This window comes from Polaribacter sp. 2305UL8-11 (genome assembly GCF_058147165.1).
Map to the genome: position 1 here is coordinate 214,460 of NZ_JBYVJW010000004.1, position 14,508 is coordinate 228,967.

Here is a 14,508-nt window from a genome sequence, read left to right on the forward strand (position 1 = left end):
TCGACTGCGCTCGACCAGACAAGAGATATGTCAGAAAAAAAAGTAACACCAAGAGGCGCATATCCACACGTAAAAGTTGTGGGCAATTTTATTTTTGTTTCAGGAACCAGTTCCAGAAGAGCAGATAATTCTATAGCTGGAGTAGATATTATTGATGAAATGGGAACAAAACATTTAAATATTGAAACGCAAACTAGAGAAGTTTTAAAAAATATCGATAAGAATTTAAAAACAGTTGGTGCAAGTTTAAAAGATGTGGTAGATGTTTCTACATTCTTGGTAAATATGAATGATTTTGCAGGTTACAACAAAGCTTACGCAGAATTTTTCGATACAAAAACAGGACCAACAAGAACAACAGTGGCTGTACATCAATTACCACATCCAGATTTGGTGGTAGAGATTAAAGTAACGGCTTATAAGAAAAAATAGATGATTAATTATTTTAGAAAAATAAGAGCAAATATGTTAAAAAAGAATAGATTTTTTAATTACATTTTATATGCCTTAGGTGAAATTCTACTTATTGTAATTGGTATCCTTTTAGCATTATATCTTCAAAATAGAAATGAAGAGAAAAAGATTAGAGAAGCTATTAAGACTTCTATAAATATGATTAAAGACGAAATGATTACTAATAAAAATAATATTGATATAGTGAAAGATTATCACATTATGGTAAGAGACACATTAAGAAAGACTAATCTTAGTACAGATTTAAAAAGTACTAATGAAAAATTAGGTTTTTGGAGAGGTATGAGAACACCAACACTTCAAGATGCTGCTTTTCAATCAAGTATTCAATCTGGAATTACTAAAGAAATTAATCCTATGCTTTTAAAAACTTTGAATAGCCTTTATGCACAGCAAAAAAGTTATAATGACTTTACTTCTCAATCTACACAAATATTTTTCAATACTGATTTTACAGACGGAAATAGTTTAAGAAGAGCTTTTGGAAAAATTCAAATAACAATGAATGATCTTTATTATTATGAAAAAGGATTAAACGAAAATTACACAAAATCTTTAAAGCAATTAGATTCAATTTATCAGATAAAATAGTGCAGATAAAAAACTATATAAAAGGCGAGTTCGTAAATCCAATTCAAGATAATTGGATTGATAACTACAACCCATCAATAGGAGAAATCTACGGACAAATTCCAAATTCTTCCAAAGAAGATGTAGAAAAAGCATACCAAGCTGCAGCAGATGCTTTTCCAGCTTGGAGCAATACTACTTTAGATGAAAGAAGTAAAATACTATCAAAAATTGCCAATTTAATTTTAGAAAAATTAGATTTTTTTGCTGAGGCAGAATCAAAGGACAATGGAAAACCAATCAGTTTAGCAAAAGCAGTTGATATTCCAAGAGCAGCAAGTAACTTTCAGTTTTTTGCAAATGCAATTACGCAGTTCTCATCAGAAAGTCATGAAAGTGTAGGGCTGAATGCTGTTAATTTTACTTTACGTCAACCTTTAGGAGTTGTAGGTTGTATATCTCCTTGGAATTTGCCTCTCTATTTGTTTACGTGGAAAATTGCTCCAGCAATTGCTTCAGGAAATTGTGTTATTGCAAAACCGAGTGAAATAACACCAATGACAGCATATTTATTAGGCGAAATTTTCACAGAAGCTGGTCTCCCAAAAGGCGTATTAAATATTGTACATGGTTTAGGAACTTCAACAGGGCAAGCCATTGTAGAGCATCCAAATATCAAAGCCATCAGTTTTACTGGAGGTACAAAAACAGGAGCACATATTGCCAGAGTTGCAGCACCCATGTTTAAAAAATTATCTTTAGAATTAGGAGGAAAAAATCCAAACATCATTTTTGCAGATTGCGATTATGACAAAATGTTAGCAACCACCCTTCGTTCTTCATTTGCAAATCAAGGTCAGATTTGTTTGTGTGGAAGCAGAATTTTGGTAGAAGAAACAATCTTCGAGAAATTCAAGAAAGATTTCATAAAAAGAGTATCCGAATTAAAAGTAGGAAATCCATCAGAAGAGAGTACTAAGATAGGAGCATTAGTTTCTGCAGCACATTTAGAAAAAGTAAAAAGTTATATAGATATTGCTGAACAAGAAAATGGAAAAATCCTCTTTGGTGGAAAAAGAGTAACAGTAAAGGGAAGTGAAAATGGCTATTATTTACAACCCACAATTATAGAAGTTTCAGACAATAATTGCAGACTAAATCAAGAGGAAATCTTTGGACCAGTGGTAACCATTATGTCATTTAAAACAGATGAAGAAGCATTGCAATTAGCAAACGATGTAAAATACGGATTATCAGCCACTTTATGGACGAATAATTTAAACAGAACCATGCAATTTTCTAAACAATTACAAACTGGAATTGTTTGGGTAAATACGTGGATGTTACGTGATTTAAGAACTCCTTTTGGTGGTGCAAAAGACAGTGGAGTAGGTAGAGAAGGAGGTTTTGAAGCATTACGCTTCTTTACAGAACCAAAGAATATTTGCATTCAATATGAATAAAGAAATCAGAGAAAAAATCATTGGAATTTGTGACGAGAAAATTGCAAAAAAAGGAGAAAATGTAGGTTTATCATTCTATGCATTTTTCAAAAATAAAAATGATAACCCAAAGTTGTTAATGGAAGTTGCCACTTGGTGGATTGAAACCCATCAATTAGATCATTTTGAAAAAGCAATGAAGATTAAAAACATGATTGAAAGTAATAATTAAAACTAAAAGTATCTTCGAGCGCAGTCGATAGGATAAAAAAGTATAAATCAGATTAAATGTCTCCTCGAGCGCAGTCGAGAGGTTAATTATGAAAACGTATTTTGTTTATATTTTAAAATGTTCAGATAATTTACTCTATGTTGGAGTAACAAATAATATTGAAAGACGATTTGAAGAACATCAAAGAGGATTAAATAAAAGTTGTTTCACCTATAAAAGAAGACCATTAGAATTAATATTTCATCAAGTTTTTAATGATATAGAGCAAGCAATTTATTTTGAAAAGAAAATAAAAAAATGGAGTAGTAAAAAGAAGTTAGCTTTGGCTAATGATAATTTTGATATGTTAGAAATTTTATCAGAATGTAGAAATGCAACGCATCATAAATATAATCCAGATAATTAATTAGGTCTCGACTGCGCTCGACCAGACATAGAAAATACGATATGAATTTACAACTAAACAACAAAAACGCATTAGTTTGTGGTAGCACACAAGGTATAGGAAAAGCGACAGCATTATTATTGGCAGAAGAAGGAGCTAATGTAACCTTACTTGCCAGAAATGAAGAAAAGTTACAATCAGTTTTAAAAGAATTGGCAAATAATGGAAACCAAAATCATACCTATTTAATGGCAGATTTTTCAAAACCAAATGAGTTAAAACAAGTTTTAGAAAGCTCAGAATTGCAATTCCATATTCTGGTAAATAATACTGGAGGGCCTGCTGGAGGTCCAATTTTCAAGGCAAAGATAGATGAATTTGAAAGCGCTTTTACACAACATTTAAAATGCAATCATATTTTGGTGCAAAGTTTAGTTCCGTTTATGAAAACACAATGTTTTGGACGAATTATTAACGTAATTTCTACATCCGTAAAACAACCTTTAGATGGTTTAGGCGTTTCAAATACCATTCGTGGAGCAGTTGCTAATTGGTCTAAAACTTTGGCAAATGAGTTGGGTGAATTCGGAATTACAGTAAACAATGTTTTGCCAGGAGCAACAGGAACAGAAAGATTGAATGAAATTATCAATAATAAATCTAACAAAACAGGAAAATCTTTTGATGAGGTTGCAACAGCAATGAAAAATGCATCACCAGCAAAACGTTTTGCAAAACCAGAAGAAATTGCCAATGCTATTGTGTTTTTAGCAAGTGAAAATGCGAGTTTTATCAACGGAATTAATGTTCCTGTAGATGGTGGAAGAACGAAAAGTTTGTAAACCCCATCCCTAACCCTTCCCAAAGGGAAGGGAATAAAAATGCGAATAATTACTATATTAGTAAACAGAAAATTATAACAAATTATTAATGAAAGACTTCAATTTTTACCCAGATTGGAGTCCCTTCCCTTTGGGAAGGTTAGGATGGGCTTTTAATATGAATTTAGTACAACCTTTAAATTTTAAAAAGTGGATTGATGAACATCGTCATTTACTAAAACCACCAGTTGGTAACAAACAAGTTTGGGATAATGGTGAATATATAGTTATGGTTGTTGGTGGGCCAAATAACAGAAAAGATTATCATTATAACGAAACTCCAGAATTTTTCTATCAAGTAGAAGGAGATATGATCTTAAAAATCATAGACGATAAAGGAGAACAAATTGATGTAGAAATTAATGAAGGAGACATTTATTTATTGCCAGGAAAAGTACCACATTCTCCACAAAGAAAAGAAAATACAGTTGGTTTGGTCATAGAATATCCACGTTCAGAAGGAATGTTAGATGCTTTGGAGTGGTATTGTGAAAATTGTGGAAACCCATTATACAGAGAAGAATTCGCATTAGATAATATAGAAACAGATATGCCAATTATTTTTGATAAATATTATTCAGACACAAAAAAATGTACTTGTAATAATTGTGGAACTGTGATGCAATCACCCAATAAAATCCCATCCTAGCCTTCCCAAAGGAAAGGAATTTATACTCATTAAAAAAGCCAAATTAAAAACTCAAAAAAAGTAATGTCAAATCCATTAGAAAATAACAGTGTTCCCTCCTTTGGAGGAAAGGAGGCTAGAAAACTACGTATAAACGGACACTCACACTTATTACCATATCCAGAGCAAATTCCTCAATTTATGAAGGAAAAAGAAATTTTTTGGGTAGATAATGAGCGCAAACACATGTTACAAAAAGGTTGGAAACGTCCAGTAACAGATTCTAGTTTTTTCTTGGATGAGAAATTATTGTGGATGGAAAAAAACAAACTAGATCATGCAGTAGTTTTAAATCTATCTCAATTGTATGGAAATGGTTTGCGTTTGGAAGAAATGAAAAAAGCATTGCGTTTTCAGAACGATTTTAATGCAAAAGTGCAACACAATCATCCAGATAAATTTACTTGTGGCTTTGTAGTGCATCCTGGTTTTATTTATGGTGCTTTGTACGAAATGGAACGTTGTGTAGAAGAGTTAGGACTAAAAGTTTTGTGTTTACCAACTCATTTTATGGATTCTATTGGGCAATGGAGATGTGTTTTTGATGAAGAAAACGATCGAATTTTTGAATTGGCAGATAAATATAAATTAGCCATTGAAATCCATCCTTATGATGGAGATAAAATGATAAAATTAGAAAACACCAATTGGCGTTTTCACTTAATTTGGATGTTGGCACAATGTGGAGATGCCTATCATTTTTACACCTTAAACGGAATGCAAGAGCGTTTTAAAAACATTAGAACCTGTTTTGCTCACGGAGGTCAATTAGCACAAATGAATTTAGGAAGAAGAATACAAGGTTTTGATGGAAGACCAGATTTGTTTGAAGGAAAAACACACCCAAGAAAAGCAATTGGACATAAAAATATCTTTTTCGATACGTTAGTGCACGATACAGATTCTTTGCAATTAATGTTTAAAAGACAAGGAACCAAACAAGTTTTAATGGGCTTAGATGACCCTTATCCATTAGGAGAAATGGAAAGTGATAAACAATCTTCATATCCTGGAAAAATTTTAGATTTAGCCATTGAAAAAAATATTATTACAGAAACCGAAAAAGACGAAATCTGGGAAGATAACGTCTTGCAATGGTTGTTTGGTGATGATGAAAAAGCGAAACAAAATCTTATAAATAAGATTCTAAAAGTATAAATGTCATTTTTGACCTTGTGGAGAAATCTTAGAATGTAAAAAAGAGATTTCTTAACTACACTGCGTTTCGCTAGAAATGACAGTTTTTTTGGATACTGCCAAAGTTTTCAGTTAGCAGTCAGCACTCTCACTGAATACTGCCAACTGAAGACTGAATACTGCCTATTGAAAACTGGAAACTAATTCTACTTTTCACACTGCTTTAAAACCTGCTCTGCTCTTTTCATCATAAACTTCGGATAAAATTCTTCCTCAATTTTTTCTTCTTTTCCTAGTTTTATGGCACGTTTAATTTCATCACAATAAGGTTTTGTAGATTTTCCAAAAAAGCGAGCAGCTCCCATATTCCATTCTGCATTTCCTAATACAACTCTTGGGTTATTAGGTGCAATTGCCAATGCTTTAGCATATAATTGTGCATTTTTTCCAGATAACGTCATTCCGTATTTTTGTCCATCAAAAGCAATATAAGCAGTATTTAATAACGCTTGAGTGATTAAAATTTCAGGATTATTTTCTGAATTAGATTTTGCAACATCTAAAAACTCTTGTGCTTTTTTTAATTTTGCTGTTAATGCTGCTTCGTCTTTTAAACCAAAGCTTCCTAAAATTTCTACAGTTGCAGCATAATAAGCTGGTAACCATTTTTTTGGTTCTGCTTTAGAAACTCTTTCGAATAATTGAGAAGCTTTTGTCATTTCTCCTTTTTCCCATAAACCAAATGCTTTTTGCATTCCTTTTTGGTATTTTGTTTGCGCAGAAATTCCAGTCGCAATAAAAATTGCGATCATAATTGTAAGTTTTTTCATGATGTTAGTGTTTAATTTGTTGTTTTAAATTGATATTTAATAATAATGTAGGCAACTATAATGTTAGGTACCCAAGATAACCAAGCAACTATTCTGTAAGCTGGTAAAAAACCGCCTAAATTAATGGTTAATATTGGTAGCCAAATTCTTAAAGTTACAGCAGAGAAACAAGCTGCATAACTATAAATCATTAGTTTTTGATGTTTTATTACGTCTCCTTTTTTTATAGCTGTAAAAGCAAACAATGTAGATAAAAACCAGAAGATTGCCATTGCTGTAAATCCTAATTTGGGGCTTAGACCTCCTGTTGCATGAAGAGCTATGTAAAAACCTGCAATGCCACTAAGTAAGCAACAGCTTACATATATCTTTCCAATCTTTTTATGCAATTCTATATTTTTAATTCTAAATTTTTTATGAAACTGAATCCAACCGATTAAAAGTGCAATTCCGCCTAAAATAATATGTGTATAAAACATGCTATTCCAAAGAACATTTGCTAAAAGAACATCTGATTTACTTGCTAATAAACCAAACTTTCTATCAATTACAAAGTAGATGATTGGATATAAACCTATTGCAACACAGCTAATGGCTAAAATATAATATGGTATTTTTTTAAGAACCATTAATCTACAGAAATCTTTATTGTTTTATTTGAATCTAAGGTAAACTTTGCATCTTTATATTTTGGTGGTCCCATAAAACCAGTTGCGTCATTAGAAAAACCATAAGGTTCTTTTGGAATACCAAAAATTTTAGTGTCCATTTTTTTATTATCATTTTCATCATGAAATAATGAAACTGCATATTCTCCTTTTTTTAAACCTTTAAAATAAGCAATTGCCTTTTTATTTTTTACAACAGCATTGGTTCCTTTGTTGTCTTTACTTGATTTTAAAAAATTCTTTTTGCTATTATACAATGCAATAAAAACTTTTCCTTTGTCTGTATCCATTCCTGTAATTTCTATAGTTAAATCGAAAGTTTCTTCTTGAGCATTTGTGGCTAAAATTCCACTAAAAATGATTGCTATTGTTAAAAGGATTTTTTTCATAATTGTTAATTCTATTTGTTTGATGATGTAAATATCGTTTGTTTTTTGAATTTTAAAACAACAAACATACCGAATTGTAATTTTTTGTTGCTGAATTGTTATTTTTTAATGTTTTCAAGGTTCTTTCTTTTGAATGCTATTTCGACTTTATGGAGAAATATTAAAATTATGTTTGAGATTTCTCAATTCCACTGCGTTTCATTCTAAATGACAATCTATTTTTGATGATAGCAATTTGTTAGCAAACAAGTTTATCCCAGTATTGAAACAATATCCTTTTTATGCTAAACTTGATTTTGAATCTGAAATAAAAAATAAAATCAGTTGTTTTGATGGCAAGATGCTGAAATAAATTCAGCATAAAAATATATAGCCTTTCGACTTCGCTCAACATAAATTCCAAGCTGGAAATAGCTTCTAATAAATTTATAAATTATCTAACTGGTTTGATTTTTTATCATCGCTAATGGTCCAAAAGAAACCTACAAAAAAGAAGCTGTCTGCATTTGGTACTCGTGCTTGTCTTTCAAAATTTCCATTCATATCTGGTGTGTTTTTATAGTTGTAGCCAAAAATGTTTTTAGTACCTAAAATATTGTTGGCAGAGAAATATAAAATCTTTTGTTGGTCTATTAAATACGCCCAATTAAAACTTAAATTGTTAAAGTTTTTAGTTTGGCTGTTTAAAAAACCAGCTTCGTTTGGATTGGTGTAATTTCTACCAGATGCAAACTGGTAACTAAAACCAATTTGACTCTGCCAATCTTCTATCCAGTGTTTAGTAACTACAGATAAATTGTGCTTAGAAGCAAAACTTGGTGTTGCTGCAGTTGGGTAATTTCTAAAATCTCTTTCTGTGTCTAAATATGAATAGGATACCCAGTAATCTGTATTTTTTATTTTACCATTTTGTCTCCAAAAAACATCAAAACCTTTGGCAAAACCAAAACCATTGTTGTTAAATGTTGAGTTAAAGTTAGGCTGATTGTCATTAAAATTGGCATTGTTATTATTAAATTTTACCAAACTATTATAATCTTTATAATATGCTTCTACTCTAAAAATTTGACCCTGTTTTACCGATTGAAAATTGGCAATTAAATGAGAAGTGTTTTGAGCTTTTAAATTTTGAGAAAACTTTAAATACTCGCTATTTGGGTTTTGATAAAATTGCCCATAAGCCAAAGAAAACTGTGTATTTTTACTTGATTTATATGAAATAGAAGTTCTAGGTGAAATTGTAAATTGATTTAATAATTCTGAATTTTCTGCGCGAACACCAATTTTAGCAGCTAAATTTTTAGAGAAGAAAATATCTGTTTCTACAAAGGATGCAAAAATGTTATTATCAAAACCATAATTAAACTTACTACTATTTTTTGGAGTATAATTTTCATCATAATTTGTGATAAAGTATTCTGCACCAAAATTTAAGCGAAACCTGCTTGAAAAACGTTTTTTTAACTTTGCTTTAAAATGATAAGAATTGTCATTACTATTAATTAAATCTTCTATAAATTTAATATTCGTGTTATCGTTTGTATAGCTTAATGCAGTTTCATATTTCCAATTATTACCAAATTTATTTTTGTAAGAAGCATTAAAATATAAGTTTCTGTTTTGTAATCCAAATCGTAAACCGTCATTAAAATTAATATCATCTTGAATAACATCAAAATCTGAATAACTATATGCACTATATAGCTTTAGCATAGAATCGTCTTTAAATTTTTGCCTAAAAACCATTTCTCCATTTGCAGACTGAAAAGGTTTTTTCCACGTATTTCTATCTTTAAAAATGGCTAAATAAGGAGCTAAATTAATGTAAGAAGTATTTATGCTAAAAGAACTATTTTTCCATTTTTGAGTATTTCCAACTCCCAAACCAACTGTCATTAAAGCAATGTCTGTTTTTTCTTGATCAGGTTCATCAATAGTATTTAATAATAAAACACTAGACAAAGCTTGCCCATATTCTGCAGAATAACCACCTGTAGAAAAGGTAATTCCTTTAAATAAAAATGGCGAATATCTTCCTCTTGTAGGAATGTTGTTTGTAGTTGGTGTAAAAGGCGTGAAAACTCTTGCTCCATCTATAAAAATCTGTGTTTCTTCTGCTTCTCCACCTCTTACAAATAATCTACCATCTTCTGCTACAGTTGCAGTTCCAGGTAAGGTTTGTAAAGCACCCACAAAATCGCCCAAAGCACTTGCTGTTGTTACAACATCTAAAGGTTTTAAAGCAGTTACTTTTGCATTGTCTCCAGCTTCAAAAGTACCTGCATTAATAACAACTGCGTCTAAAGAATTGACATCATCTCTTAATTTTATTTTTAAATTTTTGAATGATGAAACATCTGCAGTTTTTATATAGGTTTCATAAGAAACGTACGAAATGACTAAGGTTTGTGCTCCTTTTTCTTCGGTTTTAAAAGAAAATTCTCCTTTTTCGTTTGTTGAAGAACCATCGTAAGTGCCATCTAAATAAACACTTGCTCCTAAAATTGGTTTGTTTTTAGAATCTGTAACTTTTCCTGAAATGGTAGTTTGTGCAATTAAAGAAAATTGGCAAATTGTACATAGTAAAAATAAAATACGTTTCATCGTTTTGGTTTTTTTGATGATACAAAGATGAAATAGTTTGTTGTTGATAAATAAAAAGAAATACCGAGTTGTAATTTTTGAATGATGAGTTGTAAGTCTACAAAATAGGAATACATAAATCTACTGTAAACTTATTTTCTGGATGTTCTTCAGCATTATTGTAATAAATTTCAAAGGGAGCCACTTCTGATTTTTTATAGCCATTTTCTAACATAAAAGCAAATGAAGCTTCCCAAGCTTGTTGAAATTGTAAAGGCGTAATTTCGAAACGAGAAACAATACATTTGGTAGGAGATAAAACTTTTAAACTCACTTCTCCATCAATTTCTACAGGATTATTTAAAACAATGCAAGCACTCATTCTTAAATTGTTAGGGTCTGTAATTTTAGGGCTATCATGATAAATGGTAAGCATTCTTGTTTGCTCATTCATCAATCCTTTAGGAGTTGCCCATTTTACTAATCTATTGTAAACACTTCCAATTCCTTCCATTTTTCCTTTGTAAGAAATGTAGCCTAAATCTAATCTTGGAATAGTTTTAATTGTTGTTTTTGCATTCATTTGTAACCAGTTTAAAGCATTATTAACATTACAAATATATTGCTCGAAAGTAACTTTTACTTGTCCATTTTTGCTTTCTGTTTTGCAAATCTTGCTATATTTTTCTGGACTTTTTTCTTTAAATTGATTAGGAGAAATGCCATAAAATTTTTTAAAAGCTTTGGAAAATGAAGATAAGTTACTAAAACCAACAGCTTCTGCTATTGCTGTAATTGTTTTTTCTTTTTGGTTTAGTAAAGAAGAAGCAGCACTTTCAATTCTTTTTCTGATGATAAAATTATTTGGAGTTTCTTTAACAACCATAGAAAATAAACGATGAAAATGAAAAGGAGAAAAATGCGCTTTTTCTGCAATAATATCTAAAGTAAGTTTTGCCTCTAAATTCTCTTCTATAAATTGAATAGCAGTATTTAAACGAGCAATATTTTCTTCTGCAATTTTATTAGTTTTCAATTTTCTTTTTTTTGAAGTTGGTAGAATACGATTCCGCCTGCAAAATATAAAAGAATATCTATATAGTCTTTGGTATATCTTGCTAAATATTGGGGGAAAACAAATTCAAAAAGCAAACTGTATAAAAAACAGACATATAAAATTATTGGAAAAGGTATTTTATAATTTGGGTTATTTCTAGACCATTTTAAAACTTGTAAACAAATAAAAAGAACAATAGGAATGATTAAAAAATCATTTAAATAATTGTTGATAAAATTGGGAAGTGAAACAGAAAAATATTGTAAAAAGTATACAGTTGTGCCTATAATTAAACAGCAGTAGAAAAAATATAAAAGTAATTTTTTCATGTTAACCAGCTGCAACCATTGCAATAAACCAAGCTAAACCAGCACCAATTGCACTAACTACAGCAATTACTGAGTATAAAACCCAACCGAAAAATCTATATAGAAAAAAAGGATGTTTTTTTAATCTTTCTGCAAAATTGGGGTTTTCTTTTTCGTAAATAGCTGCTTCAATTTGCTTTTGTTTTTCTGCAGCTATTTTTATTTCCCTTTTCTTTTGATGAGAAATTAAGGTGTTACAAACTTTACAATAATCTCTATTTTTATTGAAAATCCCGCAATTTGTACATTTAATTGTTCTGTTTTCCATTAAAAGTTTATTTGCTTGTTTTTCTTTTTATAAGGTCTAATAATTAAACGTGTTTCTCTATCAAAACGAATGTAATTATATACCCAGTTTAAAAAAACGATTGCTCTATTTCTAAAGCCAATTAATGAAAAAAGATGTACAAACATCCAAACAAACCAAGCAAAAACTCCTTGAAATTTCCATTTAGGTAAATCTACAACAGCTTTATTTCTTCCTATTGTAGCCATAGATCCTTTGTCATTATACACAAAAGCCTTTTGTTTTTTATGAAATAGTTTTGCTAGTATATTTTTTGCAACTAATCTTCCTTGTTGTATGGCAGGTTGTGCCATCATTGGATGTCCATAAGGATTTTCTTTGGATGTCATACAGGCTACATCACCAATTGCGTAAATATTTTTGTAGTTTAAAACTTTGTTATATGCGTCTACTTTAATTCTGGCAGCTCTTTCTATAACACATTCTACTTTTAAACCATCAATTGTTTGTCCTTTTACACCTGCAGCCCAAATAACTGTTGCAGCTTTAAAATGATCTAAACCATTTGTGGTAACTATTTTGCCATCATAATCTAAAACCCGCAAGTTTTTCCAAACATTTACGCCAAGTTTTATTAAAAAATCTTCTGCTTTTTCTGATGCTTTTGCACTCATCCCTTTTAAGATTTCTCCAGAACTTTGTATCAAATTTATTTGCATTTGACGGATATCTAAATCTGGATAATCTTTAGGCAAAATTCCTTTTTTCATTTCTGCTAAAGCTCCAGCCAATTCTACTCCTGTAGGACCACCACCCACAATTACAAAATTCATTAATGCATTTCTTTCCTCAATATTAGAAGTTAATAAAGCTTCTTCAAAATTCTCTAAAATTAAGCTTCTGATATTCAAAGATTGTGGAACAGATTTCATTTCCATTGCATATTTCTGAATATTGGTATTTCCAAAAAAGTTGGTTGTAGAACCAGTTGCAATGATTAATTCGTCATATTCTAAATTTCCAATAGAAGTTTCTACAGTGTTTTTTTCTGGATTAATTTTAGAGACTTCTGCCAACCTAAAATAGAAATTATCTACATCATTAAAACGTTTTCTTAATGGAAAAGCAATAGAATCTGGCTCTAATCCACCAGTTGCTACTTGATATAATAAAGGTTGGAAAGTATGATAATTGTGTTTGTCTATTAAAACAACTTGTAGTTCTTGTTTTTCTAAACCTTTTGCAGCTGCTAAACCTGCAAATCCGCCACCAATAATTACAACTCTTGGAAAACTAGTTTGTGGAATGTTCATGTAGATTTTATGAGTTTAAATCTATTACAAATTTACAAAATAAATAAGTAAATTCTTTATTTATAGCCCAATTTAATCTCTTGTAAAGTTTTGTTTGTATTGATAAATTCTGATATAATTTTAAACTTTAATTGGTTGATTTCTAAATTAAAATACCTTGTCCATTTATCATCTTTACATAAATTATTTATTTGTTTGATTCTTTTTTGAGCTTCAGAAAATGTAAATAAATGCGCTTTTGTGGTTTTTTTTTTTGGTTGAAGTTTTGTTGTTTTTGCTTCAAAATTCACTTCAATAAAAAATAGTTTTTCATTTGAATAGATAGGGTAGAAGCCACTCCATTTTGCAAAACCAATAACTACCTTTTGATTCTTGTAATTCTCACCTGAAATTAATTTCCATCTACAATTGGCAACTCTTCCCCAATGATTCGATTTTCTATAAACTCCTTCTTCAGTATAAAAATAAACACTTTCTGATTTACTTTTATAGTTGGTGTTTTCTGGAAAATGAAAATTATCAACTTGTTGGAATTCACAAAAAGTATGTTTAAAAAAGTTGGTTTGGTTGTAGGTTTTCAAAATTGATATTTAAAACTTCATGTTTGCGAATGTAATAAAGCAATCTGGATTTAAAGTTCTCGATACAATTTTCTTTTTACATCAGAAAAATAAATTAAACTTTTACAGAAATAAAAATTTAAGAGGAAGTCTAGAGCTAGAATTTCGAGGATTTTTTTAGATTAATGTCTTAAACTTCCTATTTTATAAGAATTTATTCTTTTATCCGTTTTTAAGAATTTTTCTAACTCTTCAATTGTTTTTTCTTGTACATGCCCTCTTTGATACATGGTTAGAAAAGCTCCATCAGTATTTAACGGATTTCCACCAATGGCAAGCTTTAATTTTTCAACAACATTTCTAACAAAATCATCAATAAAGTTTTCTTCATTAATTGATGGTTTTAAAACTATTTTAAGATTAAAACCAACACCATCATGTATGGTAAAAATTTCTTCTAACAAATTTTTATCAGACAAAACACCTTCAGAATTTTTGAAGATTTCAATTTCAACTACTCCAGTTTTAGAAAATTCAACCTCCCATCTTTCTCCTGGTATGGAAACTAAAACCATTATATACTCTTCTCTAAAATGATGTAAGCTGTAATGGATATTTTTCTTTTCTAGTTTATTTAGGAATGATAATAGTTGCTTCATGATAGTTAATTTTTCTTAAATTAAT

General features: G+C 30.0%; 17 protein-coding genes. 8 read left to right on the top strand and 9 right to left on the bottom strand.

Annotation, left to right across the window (positions count from 1 at the left end):
- The first annotated feature begins 27 nt into the window (after positions 1-27).
- From ACY2RW_RS05470 to ACY2RW_RS05505, 8 genes are all read left to right on the top strand, one after another.
- Entirely contained in the window at positions 28-432 is a 405-nt protein-coding gene (locus ACY2RW_RS05470) for a RidA family protein (protein ID WP_490121691.1), read from the top strand.
- Positions 433-1,065 carry a hypothetical protein gene (locus tag ACY2RW_RS05475; RefSeq protein ID WP_490121692.1) on the top strand — a complete coding sequence of 211 codons (633 nt, stop codon included), beginning with the start codon at positions 433-435 and terminating at the stop codon, positions 1,063-1,065.
- The gene (locus ACY2RW_RS05480; protein ID WP_490121693.1) at positions 1,065-2,507 is read left to right on the top strand and encodes an aldehyde dehydrogenase; all 1,443 of its coding nucleotides are present in this window, start codon (positions 1,065-1,067) and stop codon (positions 2,505-2,507) included. The genes ACY2RW_RS05475 and ACY2RW_RS05480 overlap by 1 nt, the downstream gene beginning before the upstream one ends.
- Complete coding sequence (locus ACY2RW_RS05485; protein ID WP_490121694.1) at positions 2,500-2,718, top strand: DUF6500 family protein; 219 nt, start codon at positions 2,500-2,502, stop codon at positions 2,716-2,718. The genes ACY2RW_RS05480 and ACY2RW_RS05485 overlap by 8 nt, the downstream gene beginning before the upstream one ends.
- Positions 2,719-2,806: 88 nt before the next feature.
- Positions 2,807-3,124, top strand: coding sequence for a GIY-YIG nuclease family protein (locus ACY2RW_RS05490; RefSeq protein ID WP_490121695.1), 318 nt, complete (start codon positions 2,807-2,809; stop codon positions 3,122-3,124).
- 41 nt (positions 3,125-3,165) lie between these two features.
- Positions 3,166-3,945: an SDR family oxidoreductase gene (locus ACY2RW_RS05495; RefSeq protein ID WP_490121696.1), complete on the top strand. Its 780-nt coding sequence runs from the start codon at positions 3,166-3,168 to the stop codon at positions 3,943-3,945.
- Between the two features lie 157 nt (positions 3,946-4,102).
- Positions 4,103-4,633: a 3-hydroxyanthranilate 3,4-dioxygenase gene (locus ACY2RW_RS05500; protein WP_490121729.1), complete on the top strand. Its 531-nt coding sequence runs from the start codon at positions 4,103-4,105 to the stop codon at positions 4,631-4,633.
- Between the two features lie 63 nt (positions 4,634-4,696).
- The gene (locus ACY2RW_RS05505; protein WP_490121697.1) at positions 4,697-5,830 is read left to right on the top strand and encodes an amidohydrolase family protein; all 1,134 of its coding nucleotides are present in this window, start codon (positions 4,697-4,699) and stop codon (positions 5,828-5,830) included.
- Between the two features lie 185 nt (positions 5,831-6,015).
- On the opposite strand, the gene ACY2RW_RS05510 is transcribed toward ACY2RW_RS05505, so the two are convergent.
- The 9 genes from ACY2RW_RS05510 to ACY2RW_RS05550 form a co-directional block, all read right to left on the bottom strand.
- A complete protein-coding gene (locus ACY2RW_RS05510; RefSeq protein ID WP_490121698.1) occupies positions 6,016-6,639 on the bottom strand; it encodes a hypothetical protein in 624 nt (207 codons plus the stop codon).
- Positions 6,640-6,650: 11 nt separating this feature from the next.
- Positions 6,651-7,268 carry a DUF2306 domain-containing protein gene (locus ACY2RW_RS05515; RefSeq protein ID WP_490121699.1) on the bottom strand — a complete coding sequence of 206 codons (618 nt, stop codon included), beginning with the start codon at positions 7,266-7,268 and terminating at the stop codon, positions 6,651-6,653.
- On the bottom strand, positions 7,268-7,696 hold the full coding sequence (locus ACY2RW_RS05520; protein ID WP_490121700.1) for a DUF2141 domain-containing protein: 429 nt from the start codon (positions 7,694-7,696) through the stop codon (positions 7,268-7,270). The genes ACY2RW_RS05515 and ACY2RW_RS05520 overlap by 1 nt, the downstream gene beginning before the upstream one ends.
- A gap of 426 nt (positions 7,697-8,122) precedes the next feature.
- Positions 8,123-10,300, bottom strand: a complete 2,178-nt coding sequence (locus ACY2RW_RS05525) for a TonB-dependent receptor (RefSeq protein ID WP_490121701.1) — start codon at positions 10,298-10,300, stop codon at positions 8,123-8,125.
- 97 nt (positions 10,301-10,397) lie between these two features.
- Positions 10,398-11,315 carry an AraC family transcriptional regulator gene (locus ACY2RW_RS05530; RefSeq protein ID WP_490121702.1) on the bottom strand — a complete coding sequence of 306 codons (918 nt, stop codon included), beginning with the start codon at positions 11,313-11,315 and terminating at the stop codon, positions 10,398-10,400.
- A 351-nt stretch (positions 11,316-11,666) separates the two neighbouring features.
- Positions 11,667-11,972, bottom strand: coding sequence for a hypothetical protein (locus tag ACY2RW_RS05535; protein ID WP_490121703.1), 306 nt, complete (start codon positions 11,970-11,972; stop codon positions 11,667-11,669).
- The gene (locus ACY2RW_RS05540) at positions 11,972-13,264 is read right to left on the bottom strand and encodes an NAD(P)/FAD-dependent oxidoreductase (RefSeq protein ID WP_490121704.1); all 1,293 of its coding nucleotides are present in this window, start codon (positions 13,262-13,264) and stop codon (positions 11,972-11,974) included. Before ACY2RW_RS05540 ends, ACY2RW_RS05535 begins: the two co-directional genes overlap by 1 nt.
- A 56-nt stretch (positions 13,265-13,320) precedes the next feature.
- Complete coding sequence (locus ACY2RW_RS05545) at positions 13,321-13,845, bottom strand: hypothetical protein (protein ID WP_490121705.1); 525 nt, start codon at positions 13,843-13,845, stop codon at positions 13,321-13,323.
- Between the two features lie 161 nt (positions 13,846-14,006).
- Entirely contained in the window at positions 14,007-14,483 is a 477-nt protein-coding gene (locus ACY2RW_RS05550) for a 50S ribosome-binding protein YggL (protein WP_490121706.1), read from the bottom strand.
- Between the last annotated feature and the right edge of the window lie 25 nt (positions 14,484-14,508).

What these genes read in the sequence shown, in the direction of transcription:
- ACY2RW_RS05470 (WP_490121691.1), top strand. Translation starts at nt 28, where the DNA reads ATGTCAGAAAAAAAAGTAACACCAAGAGGCGCATATCCACACGTAAAA.
- ACY2RW_RS05540 (WP_490121704.1), bottom strand. Translation starts at nt 13,264, where the DNA reads ATGAACATTCCACAAACTAGTTTTCCAAGAGTTGTAATTATTGGTGGC.
- ACY2RW_RS05505 (WP_490121697.1), top strand. Translation starts at nt 4,697, where the DNA reads ATGTCAAATCCATTAGAAAATAACAGTGTTCCCTCCTTTGGAGGAAAG.
- ACY2RW_RS05525 (WP_490121701.1), bottom strand. Translation starts at nt 10,300, where the DNA reads ATGAAACGTATTTTATTTTTACTATGTACAATTTGCCAATTTTCTTTA.
- ACY2RW_RS05510 (WP_490121698.1), bottom strand. Translation starts at nt 6,639, where the DNA reads ATGAAAAAACTTACAATTATGATCGCAATTTTTATTGCGACTGGAATT.
- ACY2RW_RS05535 (WP_490121703.1), bottom strand. Translation starts at nt 11,972, where the DNA reads ATGGAAAACAGAACAATTAAATGTACAAATTGCGGGATTTTCAATAAA.
- ACY2RW_RS05475 (WP_490121692.1), top strand. Translation starts at nt 433, where the DNA reads ATGATTAATTATTTTAGAAAAATAAGAGCAAATATGTTAAAAAAGAAT.
- ACY2RW_RS05495 (WP_490121696.1), top strand. Translation starts at nt 3,166, where the DNA reads ATGAATTTACAACTAAACAACAAAAACGCATTAGTTTGTGGTAGCACA.
- ACY2RW_RS05485 (WP_490121694.1), top strand. Translation starts at nt 2,500, where the DNA reads ATGAATAAAGAAATCAGAGAAAAAATCATTGGAATTTGTGACGAGAAA.
- ACY2RW_RS05500 (WP_490121729.1), top strand. Translation starts at nt 4,103, where the DNA reads ATGAATTTAGTACAACCTTTAAATTTTAAAAAGTGGATTGATGAACAT.
- ACY2RW_RS05490 (WP_490121695.1), top strand. Translation starts at nt 2,807, where the DNA reads ATGAAAACGTATTTTGTTTATATTTTAAAATGTTCAGATAATTTACTC.
- ACY2RW_RS05550 (WP_490121706.1), bottom strand. Translation starts at nt 14,483, where the DNA reads ATGAAGCAACTATTATCATTCCTAAATAAACTAGAAAAGAAAAATATC.
- ACY2RW_RS05520 (WP_490121700.1), bottom strand. Translation starts at nt 7,696, where the DNA reads ATGAAAAAAATCCTTTTAACAATAGCAATCATTTTTAGTGGAATTTTA.
- ACY2RW_RS05515 (WP_490121699.1), bottom strand. Translation starts at nt 7,268, where the DNA reads ATGGTTCTTAAAAAAATACCATATTATATTTTAGCCATTAGCTGTGTT.